Here is a 20,379-nt window from a genome sequence, read left to right as displayed (position 1 = left end):
GGCACCTCTGCCAGACAGAATCAAGGCGAGAACTAGAATGGTAAAGCCTACTAACATTGGGAATGAGCCTAACCAGAATTGGATGCGTCGGCGGCGCTGGTATGCGTCCATCTTTACTAGCCCCTGTCGGCGTTGGCGAGTATTTCTCGCTTACTTATACTTCTGTTGCTCAATGTAATTTCTACCGCCGATGATTGCTAGCCCTCGAAAAATGGAGTGGTGCCAATATCAAATTTTGGTGTGCCCGCAAAATCGTAAGGCTGAACACTGGATATGCGGTCATTTAAGCCGGAAAAACGGATTTCCTCCAACAGTCCTTGGTTGTTGGCTGGACAAACACGATTACCAACGCGGCGTCACCGCCAAGCGAATGTTAGTACTTCCAAAAAACCGGCGTAATGAGCACCAGTACAGTGAGTATCTCCAATCGCCCCAGCAGCATGCCAATGGTGAGTAGCCATTTTGCTGCATCAGGCAACGATGAGAAATTGCCCGCAGGCCCAATGACTTCGCCGAGCCCTGGCCCCACGTTGCAGACAGCAGTAGCCGCGCCGCTTAACGCAGTAACCCAATCTAGTCCGATTAAGGCGAGCCCTAAGGCGATCATTGCGATGGTAATGGTGAAGAAAAATGAGAAGGTCAAAAGCGAGCGTAAGATCTCTTCGTCAACTGGATGGCCGTTGTACTTTTTCCGAATCACTGCGCGAGGGTGGATCAACTGCTTCAGGCTACTCACTAATAGAGCACCTGCAACCTGAAAGCGGAAAATTTTAAGGCCTCCAGCCGTCGAGCCTGAACACCCGCCAACAAAGGTCAGATAGAAAAAAAGCAAGACCGCGAAGCTGCCCCACAAGGTGTAATCGCCTACAGCAACGCCTGTGGTTGTGACGACCGACGTCACATTGACGGCCACGATACGAAACGCATCCCACCATCCGTAGTCGCTGTGAAAACACAGCCACGTACCCACCGTCAGCCAGGTGACGACCAAGAACCCCACGAATCCGCGCACTTGGTGATCCTTGATCAGCGCACGGCGATTACCGCGCAACGTCGCGACGTACAAGGTAAAGGGCAAGCTCCCCAGAATCATTATGACTACTGCTACCCAGTGAATCGCCGGCTGCGTCCAGTGGCCAAGTGACGCGTCTGACGTTGAGAATCCCCCAGTAGAGATCAACGACATTGCGTGGTTGACCGCCTCAAAAGGCGTCATTCCTGCTACCCAGAGTGCAAGAGCCCCGACTCCAGTAAGTCCCAGATAGAGAAAGAGGATGTACTTAGCGGCCACATGGGAGCGAGGTGTAACTTTCTCCGACCAGTCTGAGGACTCAGTCTGGAAGAGACGCATGCCACCTACCCGCAGCAATGGAAGTATTGCCACAGCCATGCCGATGAAGCCGATACCACCCAGCCAGTGCAGCATCGAACGCCATATCAACAATCCTGGAGACGCGGTATCCAAACCACTTAAAACGGTTGAGCCAGTAGTTGTGATACCAGACATAGTTTCAAAGAAAGCGTCGGTGTAGCTGATGCCACTGATGAACACCATCGGCAACGCTGCGAAGGTGCATACCACCACCCAACTGCCAGTCGTCAGCAGGTACATATCCCTAGGGCGAAGGTGGACAGCGTCTGGCCGCCCCCGCACGATCAACAGTAGGCCGCAGATAAACGTAATAAAGCTCGACCAGAGGAAGGCAGACAGATCGTCGCTACGCTCATAGGCCACAAGCGTAATCATGGGTATAACCATGCTCACAGCGAGAGTAACTAGAAAAATGCCTAAGATGAAGCCGATAAGCCGCATTGTTGCGAGGGACATAAAATAGCCTGCCAAATTAGCGCCGGGCAGTATCGGACGACCAACCGTTTAGCCCCGTAAATTTTCCGTAAAATTTTTTAGTCCATCAGGAAGCCAAGGCACGGCCATACCAGAATTACAGAAACAAAAAAACCGGCGCAAGGCCGGGCACTTTGTGTTTCGGATGGGGCTGATCCCTCAGCAAATTCAGTGTAGTTCAGGTAGCCCTATCTTGCAGCTAACGCGTTCCCTGAGTGTCGGTTTCAGATATGATTTACATGGAAGCGACTTCCCCCTCTGTGCTGCTGCGGCGCAGCACCAGAACACCAGCAATCGCGGCCAGAATCGAGCCGATCAACACTCCGACTTTGACCTCATCAATCAAGTGAGCTGATCCGGCGAACGCCAGGTTGCCAATGAATAGGCTCATGGTGAAGCCAATGCCGCACAGCAGCGCTACGCCGTAAAGCTGAGTCCAGCTACTTCCTTCCGGCAGTTTGGCCAAGCCCATACGAATAGCCAGAGCAGCCAATAGGAAGATGCCAATCTGCTTGCCCACCAACAAGCCGATCGCAGCACCCAGGTCGTCAATGATCGCCAAGGCAGCGAGGAGAACCTTCAGCGAAGTCGGGACTCGCTTACCCAGCAAAGACAAGACGCCCAGGGCGAACGCGATGTCGGTAGCGGCTGGGATAGCCCAGCCCTTCAAGGTCTCGGAATTACCCCAGTTGATTGCGATGTAGATCAGCGCAGGAACAAAAATCGCCTCCCTCAGTGCCTGGGATACCTCTCTTGCGGAGAGCTCAGCCGCAGTGTTTTCGCTAACGCTACCTACCTGGGATGAACTAGCTGCCGCTCTGGCAGCTTTCAGCCTTTGCTCAGCGTACACATGGCCGGATCATCACCTGGCAGCGGATAGCCTGCGGCTGAGAGAGCTTCGGCGCGCTCTTCAATGAGCAGGCGCTCAGGATAACGAGCGACTTGATAGGCTCTGCCCGGCACGCGCCAAATGGCATCCATTCGTGGCTCCTTAGGGGCTGACCGGCTTACTTTCCAACCGGCTTCGTCGGGATCTTTCGAAAGCAGGCACTCACCACAAAGGGCACGTGGTTCGCGATTGGTCAAGTGACACGGGGCGCCCCTCCACATAAATCGTGTCCGCCTGAACGCAATATACAGCTAGTGACCCTTCACCCCCTCCGGTGAAATCAAGCGCAAGAACGTTCCCTAGCCGAATAGGCTCTGGAATCCAGGTGTGTCCCGTGCACACACGCCAGATTCCTTTGACACCTTCTCGATGGTGCTTTTTGATCCGCTCGCGCCCCCATAGCGCGATCTCTTCGACAGCAGGGATTGATATGTCTCGAGTGAACTCGACCCATGACATCCCAGCAGGAATGTCCGCGTGAACAACTCCAACCAAGCCGAGAGGCGACTCGATTTCAATGACGGATGGAAGGCTCTCAAGCTTTCCAATTATCATCTCCTTCGATTCGTCGGCTATGGTCGACCACCAGCCTGCACCATGAGCTACGTAACGAGCGCTGGGATTTTCCCTGTAAGCATTGATAAGCATCTGCTCATGGTTACCTTGAACAGTGAAGAACCACGGCTCACCAAGAAGCTTCAGCCCGTCGAGGACTCCCGGCCCGCGATCTATGAGGTCACCCACCCCGATGACTCGGTCGATTGCCTTGTCGAAACCTAGCTTCAACAATCCTTTATGGAGGTCAATCGTCTTGAAGTGGATGTCACCGACGACGAAGTCGCGACCTACCTCGTTCCGGGGAAGCCTCAGAACTTTCTGACTCATGCGCGGGTTCCTTCCTCAATGGCCAGCCACCAGGTGACCAAACCCGTATTGTCCACCCAGCGACCGCACCTTCCAACAGAAATATGGACAGGCAGGATGACTACACTCCAGTGCGCAGGGCTGAGGCATCCCGAGTTTCTTCCGTCGATTGAAATGACCAGAGCAAGCGGAGCGCGCAGGCCAGTAAGGCCGGAGGCGCGAGGATGGAAGCCCAAGAGCCATGACTTGGCGTCAGCCATGGCATGGTTTACGACAGCCGACCCGAGAGGGCGCGCCATAAACATCGATTTGCGTAAATTGCAGGATTGCTGATGTTCTGCAGGCTTATGTATTCCAATACTTCTGAACTGTAGTCCGCGCAATTCCAAGCTTTTCCATAGGCTGGAGATATCTACGGTGTCGGGGGCAGTCCACTGTTCCTCGCGCAAAAAACCAACCCAGTGCCGCGAACTATGTGAACCCGTCCGCATTAACCCCTACGCACAAGGAAGGATGTTAATTAGCCATGTTCCAACCTGCTGTGCCAAGCCTGCCCAATGGGGGCACGGCTCAATCGGCTCTGCGTAAACCGCGGCGCGCGCTACCCATTACAAGGACGTAAGCTTTATGCAGTCATCCCCCTCCCAAGCGCCTTCCGCCACCGGCGAACTGATCGCCAGTTTCCGTCACGGCAAGGGTTTTCTGATTTTCAGTTTGATATTTGGCGTTGTGTTGTTAGGTCTCGCCGGGTTTGTGTTGTATCTGGGCACGATCCTGCCACCGGGCAATGAGGGGCCGGTCAGTCTCCAAACGTCCCGTGGCATGGCCTTCAGTTTCAGTGACCCACATACCTTGATCTACGCCACCAGCGCTTTGCTGGCCGTTCTCGGGCTTGGTGTATTTGCCGCTTACGCCTGGCACAGGAAACTGCGTGCGCCGCGCTACGCAGTGTATGAGCACGGCATCGAGCGCATCATCAACGATCAGCGGGAATACACCGCCTTTGCCGAGATTGACGACCTGTATCTATTTGGCTCCGGGCAAACCGTGCTGACCGGCATGATCACCAACCTGGCCTACCGTCGTAATGCCAGCGAGCCGTTTCATCGAGTGATCGAGAGCCTCAAGGGCTTTCACGACTTCCAGGAGTTGGTTCGTGAGTTGCACGTACGCGCACGTCTGCGGGAGGTGATGGCGACGCTGGAGTCGGGCGGGGCGGTCAGGTTCAATTGCATCAGCTCCGGGCAGGTCTGGGGCAAGCGCGTCAGCGGCAACTTCCTCAAAATCACCACGACGCCGATTGTGGTGAGCCAGGATTTCCTCGAATACCAGGGGCGCAAGGTGCCGATGTCGTCGTTGTGTACCGTCGACCTCAATGCCTGGACTGAAAAGGTGGTGATCAAGGACGAGAGCGGCAAACCCGTGTTGTCGACCATCGCCACCGGCATTCTGAGCCACGATCTGTTCCTCAATACCCTCGATGCCGTGTTTGCGGCTGAAGAACAAAAACGCGAGCTGGCGTGAGCCGGCAGCATCAAAGATGAGTATTAAACGATGATCTATCGCGGCGCAGGCTGGCTGACGCTGTTCACACCGGTGGCCATGGTGTTGTTGCTGATGGGGTTATGGCCCGACCCCAGCGTCAAACCCGGCAATACCTCACTGATGCAACTGTTGATGGGCCTGGGGATTGGCTCGGGCATCAACACCGTGCTGGGCTTTGTCCTGAACCGGCAGGTGCATGAAGATGGCGTGCGCCATCACTTCTTTTTCATGCCCATGCAGTGGCCCGCGCTGGCGATCATGCTTGTCTGCGCGGTGATTGCCCTGCTCAAGTAAGGCTACCGACCGCTCGGCAGGGCCTGCGAAGTGCGTGTGCCATTTAGCGACATCATCTACGTCTGCCCCTACGTGCTCGCCCGGTTTGATCGCGATGGGCATTTCCGCGTCGTGTGTCAGGGACCGAAGGACAAGGTGTTCGACTATCAATTGGGTGAGGGTATCTCCCTGGACGAAATGGCGTTTCATGCCGAGTGGTTGCGGGGACTGATAGGGGAGCGGATGCACGAACTATTGAACCTGGACAAATGACACACGCATGCGAATAGAGTCCCTACAGCCAAGCCATTACGCCTGCGTGGTGTGGGTCTGTGCCCGTCTGTGACGGCACCTCTCACGCCACGACCACCAACTGCTCCTTGAACTTGGTGTACAACGTCAGCGTGTGATTCAGGTAGATTTTCGATCCGCTTGCTCGTTTTTCCGGCGAGCCACTGCTCCACACGCCAAATACGATGACTTCTGTGCCTTTGACCAGCGTCTGCAGCCACTCGCCGTCTTTATCTCCAACACTGACCTTGAAGACGCTTGTCACATTTTCCGCGTCGGGCCGTTCGTATTTAGCCGTGAGATTCAGATAGCTCATGACCCGGCCGCTGCCTTCATCTGGCACGTAAACCCGGTCGACCGTGCCCACCACGGCGAAGGGGTGGCACTCGCTCCCCAGGCGTTCCAGCATTCGCCATGCATCTTCGTAGCGGTTTTTTTCAAAGAAAAAGTCTGACCAGCGAATTTTCTTAGTACCAAAGCGCAGTACCAGGTGTTGAGCCAGTTCATCATCCGCTTCGCACCGCTCACGCAGCTTAAGCAGATCAGCCGTAGTGCGCAGGTAGCTGGCAAGTTTTTTGCCGCTTGGCTGATATAGCTTGGGCTGTCTCTGCGTGGCAGAGCCCTCCGTTGCTGAAGTCGTAAACTGAGCACCAGAGAGTGATTTGCCACCCAGGTTATTGTGCAGCAGTAACAGGCGCAGTTCGGAAGCGCCGGCGTTGAGCGCTCCGATAAAGTCGGGATCGGACTCGGCCGCGACGATAATTTTCAACTGGCCGATGGCGTCGTATTTGCACCCGGGTTTGTGGTCGGAGTCACGGCCGGCAGTCAGCCCGATGTAGGCGGCGCGGTCGTATGGTTCCTTTCCCGCCCGGTTGACGAGTCCGCGCGGCACAAAGCGCACCGGTGCACGGCAGTTGCCGCCGTCACACACCAGCGATGGAATAGTGCGGTTACGATCGCTGAGCGTTTGAAGTGCCTCGATAGTGTGCGGATGGCCCAGCGCATCCAATGCCGACGACATTTTTATTCCTTTACCCACGCATGACTCCTGATTGAAACGGCAGTTGAGTGGGGCTCATCCTATCAAGCGTAATCCCCGTCTGCGACCCGGGCGCGGCAGGTGTGATTTGAGTTGATGGGCCCCAAATAAAGCGCGCGAGCCATCCGGCCGCAATCGCAGCTGATTTCAACGGCAGTGACGCAAGGCTCAGCAGAACAGCTGAGCCACCGAAAGCAGGCAAATCACTTGCACAAAAATCTGAGCTCGAATGGGATGTTTCATCTACGCTACCCTCCTGTACGGTTGCGGATGAGCGTGCCGCATGCGATGTAAGTCCTCCCTGGAGCGTCGACAACACTCGCAACTATCGAGTATAGGTCCTGAAACGAATCTTTCACGACTTTGCCGACCCATGGCCCGCCAGGCACTGTTTACAACTATCTGCCCAGCCCATCGCACTTTTTTTCATTTCTCCAATCTATCTTTGTCCCAGCCCTGCCGATTTCCCGCGCGGGCGAAAGAACCAGATCGGGTGCCGATGGCTCGCACGTTACTTTTATTCAAGACTCGACGAGTGCGTCGGCCACTGTGGCTGGCCGTGGTGTTAATGCTCTGCGCCAGTGGCTGCACCCAACAGCAGGGTCGGGACATAGCCAAGCAGTTCAGCAACGGCAAACCTGATGAGTTCTTCCAGACCAGTGTCGATCGCATGGCGACTCTGGGCATGCGCGACAACTTGCAAAGCCTGTATTTGCTCATGAACAAGCTCTATCTGCGCAACCCCAATCAGTGGCGCCAGTCGGGTTATCCGGATGCGGTGAGCGCTGCGCGGGAAATTCGCCAGGCCATCGAGCAACGTCGGTCCCTGCCTGCCCTGGGGGACCGTCGCGACCTGGCCGCGTTGAGCTATTCGTTAAGCCCCGAGTTCAAGGGCGACCGGGTCGGTGCCTTTATCTATGCCATCGGCAGCATGATCGTGACCGCCCACGGTGGGCGTACCGAGTTCTACATTACCGACTCGATCAACCCGCAGTTCGTCAGCAACGCCGCGCGCAACATCGAGAAGGCCACCTGGTTGCTCAGCAAGCGCCAGGATGCAAATGGCGTCCTGCTCCTGTTTTCCAACGAGATCTCGGAGGAGGGCAGCAACCTGAGTTTCGCCGTCGAGTTCGGCAAGATTGTTGCGCGCCTTGACCTGTTGACCCAGATGCTCGACGAACGCTACCGCCGTATTGGGCTTAACTATGCACAAAGCCTGTTGTTGATGAATTTCCTGCCGGTGCAGTAATTGGGTTGTTCGGTATGCTGTTTCTCCTTTGGATGTAGGAATCTGCCTATCTTGCATCCCGATGCTTGAAACACCTGTCTGTGCACAATAGCCTCGGATTTTTCTGAAAAAACGAGGCCCTACCTTGGGTAAGCGAAAAACAGCGTGGCCGACGGACCGCGAAATACGCCTGCGCTTTATCCTCTTCGCTGTGATCGACGCCGCAAGCGTTCAGGGCGTTCCCTCCGAGTTGTTGCTGCCCGCGCATAAACTGCTGCGAGACTCGCCGACAGAGGCGCAGTTGCTCACCGCTCTGGGTGAAATTCTTGCCGCTGATGAAATGCATGGGTTCAGGTTGCCACCGGGGTCGGAGGCCGATGAATTGATGCAGTCTCTGGAGAAGCCCAACGCCTAGTCATTCCTTAAGATTGGACGAGATTCCTCAATCGAATATCCATGACGTCTATTAACGTCATGTAGCGGATATAAGTGGCGCAATAGCGTCAGATTGATCGTCATCACGCCTGGTACAGCTGTTTTGTTCGACTAAGCATCCCTGGGAACCTCCATTCCTGCTGCTCTGCCGGCGTCTTGCGCAGCCCTCCGGCCTCTCTGGAATCGGCGCCAGAACCTAGCCATTTCCTGTCGATTACGGAGTTTCGAACATGATGAATGCAATGCAGATGCCGATGAACACCTCCATGCCAATGATGCCGATGATGTGCTGCACCTGCTGACAGGTCCCGCGCCATAAAAAACGCCCCGATAAGTCGGGGGCGTTTTTTTGCGTGATTAATCCAGCCGCTCTGGGTAGGTGATCACCAGGAACGCCACGGCTTCGCTGTCCGCCGGATTTGCGGTAGCGGTGGAGCTGGTCGGCGTAGAACAGGATTGAATCGCCGGTGGACAGCAGGTAGCGTTCATCATTGACGCTGACTTCCAGCACACCTTGGGCCACCACCAGGTTTTCCTGGATGCCACGGCCCGTGGCCTTTGGACACTTCCTCCCCAAGCGCCCGCAGGCGAATCTCATAGAACTCGGACTGGCGCGCCGTATCGTAGGGAAACAGCGCCCGGCTGATAAACGCGCCATCGGCACTCACCAGGCGTTTGCTCTGCTGCGCCGGCAACACTTCAACCCCTTCGAACGCGCGATCTTCCAGGAACGCCGCCACCGACACCTTCAGACCCTTGGCAATTTTGCACAACACCTTGATCGACGGCACGCTGCGCCCGGATTCGACCTGTGCCAGCATCGCCCGGCTCACGCCGCAGGCGCGTGCCAGGGCATCCAGTGACAAGTGCCGTTTGCGATGGAGGGTAAAGTCGATGACGGTGGAGGATGCAGGCATGGGAGGCGATCTCATAGGTGACTCGATGACCCGAAGTAATACGTACTGGTTATTTCCTTAAATACTGAGCTTGCATGTATTAATTCGATTTTGGACTTAAAAAATAAATCCGGTCTGATGCTGTTGTGGGAAGGGGCTGGTCCGTTATTAAGGGGTGACTTGGCGAGCATCGTTGCCTTCCCATCACTGTTCGCGTGATGGCCCAGCCGTTCACGCCCCCGAATTCCAAGGATCCGCCCATGCTGCTGCGCCCACCTCCGTTCCTATTTGCCGCCTTGACGTTAAGCTCGCTGGTGCACGCCGAAGACCTGCAATTGGCGCCGGTCGAAGTCACCACGCCGGAGGCCAGCGCCGGCGAAGTGGCTCAGGCGCAGCTCAAGAGCGTGCCCGGCGCCACCAATTACATCGACATGAGCAGCGTGCAGCAGGGGCGGGTGAGCACCAACGAAGACGTGTTCAAGTACCAGCCGGGGGTGTACGCCAAGGCGGCGAATAATGAAGGGGTGAAGCTGTCCATTCGCGGTTCTGGCCTGAACCGCAGCCCGGGTGCCCATGCTTCAGGGCTGTACGAAATGTTCGATGGCTTGCCGCTGACCGGCCCCGGCGGCACCCCTTACGAACTCAAGGACCCGTTGTGGCAAAGCCGCGTCGAGGTGCTGCGCGGTGCCAATGGCTTCGATCGGGGCGCATTGGCGCTGGGCGGCGCGGTCAACTACGTGACTCATACCGGCTACGACGCGCCCACGTTGCAAGTGCGCTACGAAGCCGGCAGCCGTGGCTATGCCCAGCGCGAGATCAGTTCGGGCCAGGTGCTGGGGGATGCCGACTACTACATCAGCCTCACCGACTCGGAATCCGACGGCTACCAGCGCCAGAGCGCCGCCACCGGCAAAGGCATGGCCGCCAACTTCGGCTACCGCTTCAACCCGGACCTGGAAACCCGCTTCTATTTCCGTTACCGCGAAACCACCAACGACACCCCCGGCAAACTCACCCGCGCCCAGATCAGTCACGACCCGCGCGCCGCCAACAGCCTCAACGCCGCCCGTGATTCCAAGCGCCTGCAACCGGGCTCCACCTGGATCGCCAACAAGACCACCTTGCAGCTGGATGACAGCTCGCGCCTGGAAGTCGGGCTGGCGTACCACGATTACCCGATGGACCTGCGCGAAGGCACCAACCGCCTCAAGGTGGCCTACACCGATATCAGCAGCACCCTGAATTACATCCGCCAGGACACGTTTTTCGGCCACGACAGCAAAACCACCCTCGGCCTGCGCACCACCCAGGCGATGCCCAATAACGGCGCATCGGAATACGTGCGCACGCCAGCCGGCAACACCGCAACCTACGCCCCCGGCACCAAGACCCGCGACTACAGCTACCTGGGCTCCGACACCGTGCTGCATATCGGTAACGACCTGGAGCTGGTCCAGGGCCTGTGGCTGACCACCGGCCTGGCCGCGATCTATACCCGCCGTGAAACCCAGGTCACCTATCCCGAAGGCCAGGCGCCGCTTAGCCAGCATGACTGGGACTACGCACCGCGCATCGGCCTGCGCTATGACTTCAACCCGCAGTTGCAGGTGTACGGCAACCTGAGCCGTTCGGTCGAGCCACCGCACGCATGGTCGATGATCTGGGGTTCCAACAAATACTTTGCCAGTGGTGCAGCCAAAGGCCTGGCCCGCGAAGGCGTCAGCCTGAAAAACCAGACCGCCACCACCCTGGAAATCGGTGGCCGTGGCGAAGCATGGCTCGGCCAGTGGGACCTGGCGCTGTACCGCTCCGAAGTGCGTCACGAACTGCTCACCGTGGAAACCCAGGCCCAGACCTCGACCAGCAATGCCATCGTCGCCGAGTCCAACGCCAGCCCCACCGTGCACCAGGGCGTAGAACTGGGCCTGCTCAGCCCGCTGTGGGACGGTGGTCGCAGCGGTAAGCTCGATGTGCGCCAGGCCTATACCTTCAGCGATTTCCACTACCGCGACGACGACCGTTTCGGTGGCAACCGCTTGCCGGGCATCCCCAAGCACTACTATCAGGCGCAACTGCGCTACAGCCACCCGACCGGTTTCTACACCAGCCTCAACGCCGAGTATTCCTCACGGGTGGCGGTGGACTACGCCAATTCCTATTACGCCGCGTCCTACACCCTCCTGGGCGCCACCTTTGGCTACGACGCACCCAAGCAGGACTGGCAAGCCTGGGTCGACCTGCGCAACCTCACCAACCGCCGCTACGCCAACACCGTCACGCCGGGCTACGACGACAAGGGTCTGGATGTCGCACGCTCCACACCGGCCGATGGACGCGGGATCTACACCGGAGTGTCGTGGAGCTGGCGCTAAGAGGACACCCAGGTACCTGCTGCATGGAGATCAAACGGTGGGAGGGGGCTTGCCCCCGATAGCGGTGTATCAGCTACAGATAAGCTGACTGCCCCACCCTCTACCGGGAGCAAGCTCCCTCCCGCATTTGATTCGTGGTGCTTTCGGCGCATGTGAGCCCCTTGCCCCAGTATCGTTTGAGGGTTCGCACTGATGGCTACGGGATGCGCAAGAAACGGCTACGCGATAGAGGACGGCTACAGGCGTTCAGTCATTGCCTTGGCGCAGGCGCTTGTACAGGGTGTTGCGGCTCACGCCCAGCTCCCGCGCCAGGTGGGAAATGTTCCCACCGGCCGCCTTCAAGCGCTGGGGCAGGTCGATGCTGTCATCCAGGTACTCATTGGCGGGCAGCGGCGCCGTCACCTTCAAGTCGACAAAAAAATCATCCGGCAGATGCTCCGGGCGGATCGGCTGTTCCTCGGCCATCGCCAGCGCCACCTGCAACACGCTGCTCACCTGGCGCAGGTTGCCCGGCCACGGGTGCTGCTCGAACAACGCCAGCACCTCGGCGCTGAGCCCGGCCCATTGGGTGGGCTCACGGTGCTGCTGCCACAGCTGCTGGAACAGCGCCCGCTTGTCGCTGCGTTCGCGTAATGGCGGCAATTCAAGGGTCAGGCCGCCGATGCGGTAGTACAAATCCTCGCGAAAACGCCCGGCCTGGACCCGCTCGCGCAAGGCCCGGTTAGTGGCCGAGATGATGCGCAAATCCACCGGGAACAACTCGCTGCTGCCGACCGGCTGCACGCAACGCTCCTGCAATACCCGCAACAGGCGCGCTTGCGTCGGCAGCGGCATATCGCCGATTTCATCGAGGAACAGCGTGCCTTTGTCGGCCTTGCGGATCAGGCCGATGCTGCCTTTCTGGTTGGCGCCGGTGAACGCGCCTTTTTCGTAGCCGAACAGTTCCGATTCCACCAACTCAGCGGGAATCGCCGCACAGTTCACCGCGATAAACGCCTGCTGGCTGCGGGAACTGGCCTGGTGCAGGGCCTTGACGAAAACTTCCTTGCCCACGCCGGTTTCACCGTGGATCAGCAGCGGGATGTCCTTCTCCAGCAAGCGCTCGGCCTGGCGCACGGCTTTTTCCACGCGCGCATCGCCAAAGTGCAGGGTCTTCAAACCAATCGCGGCGGGCTTTGGCGCAACGGGCTCGCTGAACACCCGCGCCTGCACCGGCATCTGCTTCGGTCGTTTCAGCAGGCACTGGAAGCGATTGCGTCCCGCCGCCTGCAGCGAAAAGGGCAGGCCCTCCGGCTGATTGAGCAACTCCAGCAACGACACCTTGAACAAACTGTCGATCATCACCCGCGACAGACTGATACCCAGCAAGTTGTCGGCACGACGGTTGGCCGAGAGCACCTGGCCGCTCTCGTCAAAGATCAGCAGGCCGGCCCATTGGCTGTCGAGGTTGCTCAGGCCAGTGTTGAATGTCAGTTGGAAGTGCTCACCGCGAAACAGGTTGAGGATCAGCCGGTTTTCCACGGTCTGGCTCATCATCTTGACCATGCCCAAGGTGTGAGAGGGCGGCAGGTAGCTGTCGCTGGACACATCCAGCACCGCGATGATTTCGCGCTGGGCATCGAAGATCGGCGCCGCTGAGCCGGTCATGAAGCGGTTGGCCTTGAGGAAGTGTTCGTCGTGTTCGATATGCACCGCCTGGGCGCAGGCCAGCGCGGTGCCGATGGCATTGGTGCCGCTGGAGCGTTCCATCCAACTGGCCCCGGCGCTGAATCCCCGGGCCAGCTTGGGCTCGATAAAGCGCTGGGTGCCCCAACTGGTCAGCACCTGGCCCTGGTTGTCAGCCAGCATGATCAGACAGTTGGAGTTGCTCAGGATGTTTTCGTAGTAGGGCAGGACTTCCTGATGCGTGGTCTGCACCAGGGAATGCTGGCTTTCCAGCAGTTGGCTGATGCCCTCGGCGGGCAGTTGATCGAAGCTCGGTGTGCTCTGGTGGTCCAGGCCGAAGGCGCGGCAACGGCGCCAGGATTCCTGGATAAGGGTGTCGTGAGCCAGGGGTTCGGCCATGGGGCGACCTTCTTTTTATTGTTTTGGGGTCTTGCACAATCCAACGGGTGTAACCAAGTCAATCGGGTTCAAAGAGTGTTGTTCATAACTGTTCATTGTCAACCTCCGGATTGTTCAATTGTTCAGCCTGATCTGTTCATTTCTGTTCGCTCCTGAACATCACGTTTCACCCATTTCCTTGTGGATCAAGCACCTGCCGTTTTTGGCACGAAACTCGCTCTGACGAATGGCCAGATTCATTCCAATAATAAAAAGGTCGTGTCATGTCATTGACCCTGGAACATGTCTCCCGTGTCGTCGAAGGTCAAACCTGGATCGACGACGCCAACCTGCGCTTCGAAGCCGGTTCCTTCAACGTCTTGCTTGGCCGCACCCTGTCCGGCAAGACCAGCCTGATGCGCCTGATGGCGGGCCTGGATAAGCCCGACAGCGGCCGCATCCTGATGAACGGCGTGGACGTCACCCAAAAGCCGGTGCGTCTGCGCAACGTGTCGATGGTGTATCAGCAGTTCATTAACTACCCGACCATGACCGTGTTCGAAAACATCGCCTCGCCGTTGCGCCAGGCCGGTGTGTCCAACGAGCTGATCCAGAGCAAAGTGCTGGAAACCGCAAAGATGCTGCGCATCGAGAAATTCCTGCAGCGCCACCCGTTGGAGTTGTCCGGTGGCCAGCAGCAACGCACGGCCATGGCCCGCGCGTTGGTTAAGGATGCCGAGCTGATCCTGTTCGACGAGCCGCTGGTGAACCTGGACTACAAACTGCGCGAAGAGCTGCGTCAGGAAATGCGCGAGCTGTTCAAGGCGCGGCATACCATTGCCATCTACGCCACCACCGAGCCCAACGAGGCCCTGGCCCTGGGCGGCACCACCACCATTCTTCACGAAGGCCGGGTGATCCAGAGTGGCAAGGCCGCCGAGGTCTATCACCAGCCACAGACCGTGTTGGCCGCCGAGCTGTTTTCCGAGCCGCCGATCAACCTGATGCCGGGGCGTATCAGCGGTAACGAGGTGAGCTTCGCCAATTTCGTGCACTTCCCGCTGAACGTCGACCTGCGCCCCATCGGCGAAGGCGAATTCCGCTTCGGCGTGCGCCCCAGCCATATCAGCCTGGTGCCGAGCAACGACGACGACTTGGAGCTGGCGGTGACCGTGGAAGTCGCCGAGATCAGCGGCTCGGAAACCTTCCTGCACGTGCGCAGCGAGCATTTCCTGCTGGTGCTGCACCTGCCGGGGGTGCATGAGTACGACGTCGACGCGCCGATCCGCGTGTATATCCCCACCCATAAACTGTTTGTGTTCGATGGCCAGGGCCGTTTGGTCCAGGCCCCCGGGCGCCGCGTTGCGAGGGTTGCCTGATGGCCGAGATCCATTTGCAGAACCTGGCGCACAGCTACAGTCCTACGCCGAGCGGTCCTGAGGACTACGCCATTCGGGAAATGAACCACGTGTGGGAGCAGGGCGGTGCCTACGCCTTGCTAGGGCCGTCGGGCTGCGGCAAGTCGACTTTGCTCAATATCATCTCCGGCCTGCTCAGCCCGTCCGAAGGGCAGGTGCTGTTCGATAGCAAAGTGGTGAATGACCTCTCCCCGGAAAAACGCAACATCGCCCAGGTGTTCCAGTTCCCGGTGGTGTACGACACCATGACCGTGTTCGATAACCTCGCCTTTCCTCTGCGGAACCAGGGCATGGCCGAGGCGAAAATTCACAGCAAGGTGCAGGAGATTGCCGAAGTCCTCGACCTGCAAACCCTGCTGAGCAAAAAAGCCCGCAACCTCACGGCCGATGAAAAACAGAAAGTCTCCATGGGCCGTGGCTTGGTACGTGACGACGTGTCGGCCATCCTCTTCGACGAACCGCTGACGGTGATCGACCCGCACCTGAAATGGAAGCTGCGGCGCAAGCTCAAGCAGATACATGAGCAGTTCAATATCACCATGGTCTACGTCACCCATGACCAGCTTGAGGCCTCGACCTTCGCCGACAAGATCGCGGTGATGTACGGCGGGCAGATCGTGCAGTTCGGCACCCCCCGTGAGTTGTTCGAGCGGCCGAGCCACACCTTTGTCGGCTATTTCATCGGCAGCCCGGGGATGAATCTGATCGAGGTGCAGGCCGAGGCCGGTGGTGTGCGGTTTGCCGGTACTCACCTGCCGTTGTCCGAGACTATGCAACAACGCATTGCCAGCACCGACTACACGAAGCTGCAGGTGGGCATTCGCCCGGAATTTATCCACGTCTGGGACGAGTACAACCCTGACGCCCTGCAAGCCGATGTCACTCACCTCGAAGACCTCGGCACCTACAAGATCATGACCCTCAACCTCGACGGCGCCCCGCTGAAGATACGCCTGGCCGAAGACAAACCGGTGCCGGAGGGCAAGGCCTGTATCAGCTTCCCCGCGCAGTGGCTGATGGTGTATGCCGACGACTACCTGCTGGAGGTGCTGCCATGAACAAGGTGCAGAACAACAAGGCCTGGTGGCTGGTGTTGCCGGTGTTCCTGCTGGTGGCGTTCAGTGCGGTGATCCCGATGATGACCGTGGTCAACTATTCGGTGCAGGACATCTTCGATCAGTCCAGCCGCTACTTTGTCGGCACCGACTGGTACAAACAGGTGCTGCTCGACCCGCGCCTGCATGACTCGCTGCTGCGCCAGTTCATCTATTCGGCCTGCGTGCTGCTGATCGAAATCCCCCTGGGCATCGCCATCGCCCTGACCATGCCGACCAAGGGCCGCTGGTCGTCGCTGGTGCTGATCATCCTGGCCATTCCGCTGCTGATTCCGTGGAACGTGGTGGGCACTATCTGGCAGATCTTCGGCCGCGCCGATATCGGCCTGCTGGGCTACAGCCTCAACGCCCTGGGGATCAGCTACAACTACGCGGCCAACACCATGGACGCCTGGGTCACGGTGCTGGTGATGGACGTGTGGCACTGGACCTCACTGGTGGCGCTGCTGTGCTACTCCGGGCTGCGGGCCATCCCGGATGTGTACTACCAGGCGGCGCGTATCGATCGGGCCTCGGCGTGGGCGGTGTTCCGACATATCCAGTTGCCGAAGATGAAAAGCGTGCTGCTGATCGCGGTGATGCTGCGCTTCATGGACAGTTTCATGATCTACACCGAGCCCTTCGTCCTCACGGGCGGCGGGCCTGGTAACGCCACGACGTTCCTCAGTCAGACGCTGACCCAGATGGCCGTAGGCCAATTCGACCTGGGCCCGGCGGCAGCGTTTTCCCTGGTGTATTTCCTGATCATCCTGTTGGTGTCCTGGCTGTTCTACACCGCCATGACCCACTCCGACGCCAACCGCTGAGGCCGCCAACATGAGCAAGCGCAAGGTTATTCCGCTGCTGATCTACATCCTGTTCCTGCTGGTGCCGATCTACTGGCTGCTGAACATGTCCTTCAAGAGCAACACCGAAATCCTCGGCGGGCTGACCCTGTTTCCGCAGGATTTCACCCTGGCCAACTACAAGGTGATCTTCACCGACCCGAGCTGGTACACCGGTTACCTCAACTCGCTGTACTACGTGAGCTTGAACACGGTGATTTCCCTGAGCGTGGCGTTGCCGGCAGCCTATGCCTTCTCGCGCTATCGTTTCCTGGGCGACAAGCACCTGTTCTTCTGGCTGCTGACCAACCGCATGGCGCCCCCAGCGGTGTTCCTGCTGCCGTTTTTCCAGCTGTATTCGTCCATCGGCCTGTTCGACACGCACATCGCTGTGGCCTTGGCCCACTGCCTGTTCAACGTGCCACTGGCGGTGTGGATCCTGGAGGGCTTCATGTCCGGAGTGCCCAAGGAAATTGACGAAACTGCCTACATCGACGGCTATAGTTTTCCCAAGTTCTTCGTGAAGATTTTTATCCCGTTGATCGGCTCCGGTATCGGTGTGACCGCGTTTTTCTGCTTCATGTTTTCCTGGGTCGAGCTGCTGCTGGCGCGCACCCTGACCTCGGTTAACGCCAAGCCCATCGCGGCGGTGATGACGCGCACGGTGTCGGCGTCGGGTATCGATTGGGGCGTGCTGGCAGCGGCGGGGGTGTTGACCATCCTGCCCGGCATGCTGGTGATCTGGTTTGTTCGCAACCACGTGGCCAAGGGCTTTGCCCTGGGCCGGGTCTGAGGAGTCGATGATGGAATGGATGGCCTGGACCACCCCCACTGCACTGTTCTTTGGCGGCATTGCCCTGATTCTGGCGGGCATGACCACCTGGGAGCTGCGCTCGCCGAGCATCCCGCGGCGCGGCGTCCTGCCGATCAGCACCACCCGTGGTGATCGCTTGTTTATCGGTCTTCTCGGCAGCGCCTACCTGCATTTGCTGGTGATCGGCGTTACCGACTGGAGCATCTGGGTAGCGTCCGCGCTCTCCCTGGTATGGCTGTTGAGTGTGATGCGTTGGGGCTAGTGCCCTTATGAATAAACAACCAGGAGGTCTCTATGTTGAATAAGAACAATAAGCTGCGACATAGCATTTCATTGGCCGCCGTACTGGCCCTCAGCGGTTTGAGCGCCACGGCCTGGGCCGATGCGTACGAAGATGCCGCGAAAAAATGGATCGGCAGCGAATTCAAGCCGTCGACCCTCACGGCCGACCAGCAGCTTGAGGAGTTGAAGTGGTTTATCAAGGCTTCGGAACCGTTTCGTGGGATGAAGATCAATGTGGTGTCGGAAACCCTCACCACCCACGAGTACGAATCCAAGGTGCTGGCCAAGGCCTTCAGTGAAATCACCGGCATCAAGCTGACCCACGACCTGCTGCAGGAAGGCGACGTGGTGGAGAAGCTGCAAACCCAGATGCAGTCCGACAAGAATATCTATGACGGCTGGGTCAACGATTCCGACTTGATCGGTACGCACTTTCGCTATGGCAAGACCGAATCCATCACCGACCTGATGGCCAACGAAGGCAAGGCCTTCACCTCGCCAACCCTGGATATCAAGGACTTCATCGGTATCTCCTTCACTACCGCGCCGGACGGCAAGATCTACCAACTGCCCGACCAGCAATTTGCCAACCTCTACTGGTTCCGCGCCGACTGGTTCGAGCGTCCGGAGCTGAAAGCCAAGTTCAAGGAAAAATACGGCTATGAGCTCGGCGTGCCGGTGAACTGGTCGGCCTATGAAGACATCGCCAAATTCTTCAGTGAAGACGTCAAGGAAATCGACGGCAAGCGCGTCTACGGGCACATGGACTACGGCAAGAAAGACCCATCCCTGGGCTGGCGCTTTACCGATGCCTGGTTCTCCATGGCCGGTGGCGGCGACAAAGGCCTGCCCAACGGCTTGCCGGTGGACGAGTGGGGCATCCGCGTGGAGGACTGCCACCCGGTGGGCTCCAGCGTCACCCGTGGCGGCGACACCAACGGCCCGGCCGCTGTGTTCGCCACGCAGAAATACGTGGACTGGATGAAAGCCTACGCGCCACCGGAAGCGGCGGGCATGACCTTCTCCGAATCCGGCCCGGTGCCGTCCCAGGGCAACATCGCCCAGCAGATCTTCTGGTACACCGCGTTTACCGCTGACATGGTCAAGCCGGGCCTGCCGGTGGTGAATGCCGACGGTACGCCGAAATGGCGCATGGCACCGTCGCCCGTCGGGCCTTATTGGGAAAAGGGCATGAAGAAGGGGTATCAGGACGTGGGTTCCTGGACCTTCCTCAAGTCGACGCCGGAGAAGCAGAAACTCGCCGCTTGGTTGTACGCGCAGTTCGTGACCTCGAAAACCGTGTCGCTGAAGAAAACCATCGTCGGCCTGACGCCGATTCGTGAGTCCGATATCAACTCACAGGCCATGACCGACATGGCGCCGAAACTCGGTGGCCTGGTGGAGTTCTACCGCAGCCCGGCCCGGACCGAGTGGTCGCCGACCGGTACCAACGTGCCGGACTACCCACGCCTGGCGCAACTGTGGTGGAGCAACATCGCCGCCGCCGCCAGCGGCGAGAAAACCCCGCAACAGGCCCTCGACAACCTGGCCAAGGAGCAGGACGCGATCATGACGCGCCTGGAACGCTCCAAGGTGCAGCCGGTATGTGGCCCGAAAATGAACCCCGAGCGTGACGCGCAATACTGGTTCGACCAGCCGGGCGCGCCGAAACCGAAACTGGCCAACGAGAAACCGAAAGGCGAAACCGTGGCCTACGGCGACCTGCTCAAGCAGTGGGAGGCAGCGCGTAAGTAAACGTGCCCGGGCATGAAACACAAAACGGCACCCAGGTGCCGTTTTGTTTTGGCGCAAACATGAAGGCGCAGTTCTGTGACCGATGATGCGGGTTGGTCAGGCAATCCTGAGTATGGGCAGCTTAGTCTCGTGGCGGCCTTAGAGCCGACCGGAGTTGGGTCTGGTGTACTGGGTTAAAAATGTGGGAGGGGGCTTGCCCCCGATAGCGGTGAGTCAGTCAACCCAAGTATCACTGACCCACCCTCATCGGGGGCGAGCCCCCTCCCACATTTGGATCTCCATATATCAGATGGACCTCGGTCTGCTTCTGCTCTGCTTTTGCTCTGCTTTTCCTCTGGCTTTTGATCTTGATCTCAGGCGCCCCGTTAACCACGCTGGCCGAACGCAGGCTTGAATCCGTGGGTAACCCGGCAGGACGCCGGGTTAGCCGTCCTGGGCCAGGGATGGCCC

Annotated in this window: 19 protein-coding genes and 1 pseudogene; 12 read left to right on the top strand and 8 right to left on the bottom strand. The window is 58.6% G+C overall.

Features of this window, described 5'->3' with window-relative positions; all coding sequences use genetic code 11:
- Positions 1-373: 373 nt before the first annotated feature.
- The 4 genes and pseudogenes from M2397_RS15250 to M2397_RS15235 all read right to left on the bottom strand — a co-directional run bounded on the left by M2397_RS15250 (position 374) and on the right by M2397_RS15235 (position 3,620).
- Positions 374-1,828: a TrkH family potassium uptake protein gene (locus tag M2397_RS15250; protein ID WP_131698023.1), complete on the bottom strand. Its 1,455-nt coding sequence runs from the start codon at positions 1,826-1,828 to the stop codon at positions 374-376.
- A 253-nt stretch (positions 1,829-2,081) separates the two neighbouring features.
- A pseudogene (locus M2397_RS15245) lies at positions 2,082-2,570 on the bottom strand (Na+/H+ antiporter NhaA); the annotation flags it as partial.
- A gap of 104 nt (positions 2,571-2,674) precedes the next feature.
- On the bottom strand, positions 2,675-2,827 hold the full coding sequence (locus M2397_RS15240) for a hypothetical protein (protein ID WP_167657080.1): 153 nt from the start codon (positions 2,825-2,827) through the stop codon (positions 2,675-2,677).
- A gap of 70 nt (positions 2,828-2,897) precedes the next feature.
- Complete coding sequence (locus M2397_RS15235; RefSeq protein ID WP_259243903.1) at positions 2,898-3,620, bottom strand: metallophosphoesterase; 723 nt, start codon at positions 3,618-3,620, stop codon at positions 2,898-2,900.
- Between the two features lie 606 nt (positions 3,621-4,226).
- Between M2397_RS15235 and M2397_RS15230 the strand changes: the two genes are divergently transcribed.
- From M2397_RS15230 to M2397_RS15220, 3 genes are read left to right on the top strand one after another with little or no spacing between them, the layout of a single operon-like run.
- Positions 4,227-5,123 carry a hypothetical protein gene (locus tag M2397_RS15230; protein WP_184742736.1) on the top strand — a complete coding sequence of 299 codons (897 nt, stop codon included), beginning with the start codon at positions 4,227-4,229 and terminating at the stop codon, positions 5,121-5,123.
- Positions 5,124-5,153: 30 nt separating this feature from the next.
- A complete protein-coding gene (locus M2397_RS15225; RefSeq protein ID WP_131698021.1) occupies positions 5,154-5,438 on the top strand; it encodes a hypothetical protein in 285 nt (94 codons plus the stop codon).
- Positions 5,439-5,468: 30 nt separating this feature from the next.
- Positions 5,469-5,690, top strand: coding sequence for a hypothetical protein (locus M2397_RS15220; RefSeq protein ID WP_310521931.1), 222 nt, complete (start codon positions 5,469-5,471; stop codon positions 5,688-5,690).
- Positions 5,691-5,772: 82 nt separating this feature from the next.
- Here the strand turns inward: M2397_RS15220 and M2397_RS15215 are convergent, their stop codons facing one another.
- Positions 5,773-6,729, bottom strand: coding sequence for a hypothetical protein (locus M2397_RS15215; RefSeq protein WP_131698020.1), 957 nt, complete (start codon positions 6,727-6,729; stop codon positions 5,773-5,775).
- A gap of 517 nt (positions 6,730-7,246) precedes the next feature.
- On the opposite strand from M2397_RS15215, the gene M2397_RS15210 reads away from it, so the two are divergent.
- Both M2397_RS15210 and M2397_RS15205 read left to right on the top strand, forming a co-directional pair.
- A complete protein-coding gene (locus M2397_RS15210) occupies positions 7,247-7,996 on the top strand; it encodes a hypothetical protein (RefSeq protein ID WP_131698019.1) in 750 nt (249 codons plus the stop codon).
- A 124-nt stretch (positions 7,997-8,120) separates the two neighbouring features.
- Complete coding sequence (locus M2397_RS15205; protein WP_145338427.1) at positions 8,121-8,390, top strand: hypothetical protein; 270 nt, start codon at positions 8,121-8,123, stop codon at positions 8,388-8,390.
- Positions 8,391-8,624: 234 nt separating this feature from the next.
- Here the strand turns inward: M2397_RS15205 and M2397_RS15200 are convergent, their stop codons facing one another.
- Entirely contained in the window at positions 8,625-8,921 is a 297-nt protein-coding gene (locus M2397_RS15200) for a cupin domain-containing protein (protein ID WP_256663598.1), read from the bottom strand.
- Positions 8,899-9,327, bottom strand: a complete 429-nt coding sequence (locus M2397_RS15195) for a helix-turn-helix domain-containing protein (protein ID WP_259243897.1) — start codon at positions 9,325-9,327, stop codon at positions 8,899-8,901. Before M2397_RS15195 ends, M2397_RS15200 begins: the two co-directional genes overlap by 23 nt.
- A gap of 239 nt (positions 9,328-9,566) precedes the next feature.
- Between M2397_RS15195 and M2397_RS15190 the strand changes: the two genes are divergently transcribed.
- Positions 9,567-11,678, top strand: a complete 2,112-nt coding sequence (locus M2397_RS15190) for a TonB-dependent receptor domain-containing protein (protein WP_259243894.1) — start codon at positions 9,567-9,569, stop codon at positions 11,676-11,678.
- A gap of 246 nt (positions 11,679-11,924) precedes the next feature.
- On the opposite strand, the gene M2397_RS15185 is transcribed toward M2397_RS15190, so the two are convergent.
- Positions 11,925-13,742, bottom strand: coding sequence for a sigma-54-dependent Fis family transcriptional regulator (locus M2397_RS15185; RefSeq protein WP_259243893.1), 1,818 nt, complete (start codon positions 13,740-13,742; stop codon positions 11,925-11,927).
- A 263-nt stretch (positions 13,743-14,005) separates the two neighbouring features.
- Between M2397_RS15185 and M2397_RS15180 the strand changes: the two genes are divergently transcribed.
- From M2397_RS15180 to M2397_RS15155, 6 genes are read left to right on the top strand one after another with little or no spacing between them, the layout of a single operon-like run.
- A complete protein-coding gene (locus M2397_RS15180) occupies positions 14,006-15,100 on the top strand; it encodes an ABC transporter ATP-binding protein (protein WP_090402916.1) in 1,095 nt (364 codons plus the stop codon).
- Positions 15,100-16,197, top strand: coding sequence for an ABC transporter ATP-binding protein (locus tag M2397_RS15175; RefSeq protein WP_131698015.1), 1,098 nt, complete (start codon positions 15,100-15,102; stop codon positions 16,195-16,197). Before M2397_RS15180 ends, M2397_RS15175 begins: the two co-directional genes overlap by 1 nt.
- Positions 16,194-17,060: a carbohydrate ABC transporter permease gene (locus M2397_RS15170; protein WP_131698014.1), complete on the top strand. Its 867-nt coding sequence runs from the start codon at positions 16,194-16,196 to the stop codon at positions 17,058-17,060. Before M2397_RS15175 ends, M2397_RS15170 begins: the two co-directional genes overlap by 4 nt.
- A gap of 10 nt (positions 17,061-17,070) precedes the next feature.
- On the top strand, positions 17,071-17,871 hold the full coding sequence (locus M2397_RS15165; RefSeq protein ID WP_003174634.1) for a carbohydrate ABC transporter permease: 801 nt from the start codon (positions 17,071-17,073) through the stop codon (positions 17,869-17,871).
- A 10-nt stretch (positions 17,872-17,881) separates the two neighbouring features.
- Positions 17,882-18,154: a DUF2160 domain-containing protein gene (locus tag M2397_RS15160; RefSeq protein ID WP_027607297.1), complete on the top strand. Its 273-nt coding sequence runs from the start codon at positions 17,882-17,884 to the stop codon at positions 18,152-18,154.
- Positions 18,155-18,186: 32 nt separating this feature from the next.
- Positions 18,187-19,929 carry an ABC transporter substrate-binding protein gene (locus tag M2397_RS15155; protein ID WP_131698013.1) on the top strand — a complete coding sequence of 581 codons (1,743 nt, stop codon included), beginning with the start codon at positions 18,187-18,189 and terminating at the stop codon, positions 19,927-19,929.
- Positions 19,930-20,379 lie beyond the last annotated feature (450 nt).

Source organism: Pseudomonas sp. BIGb0381 (assembly GCF_024809815.1).
Lineage (GTDB): Bacteria > Pseudomonadota > Gammaproteobacteria > Pseudomonadales > Pseudomonadaceae > Aquipseudomonas.
The sequence above is the reverse complement of the archived record's forward strand: the minus strand, read 5'-3'. Positions and strand labels throughout refer to the sequence as shown.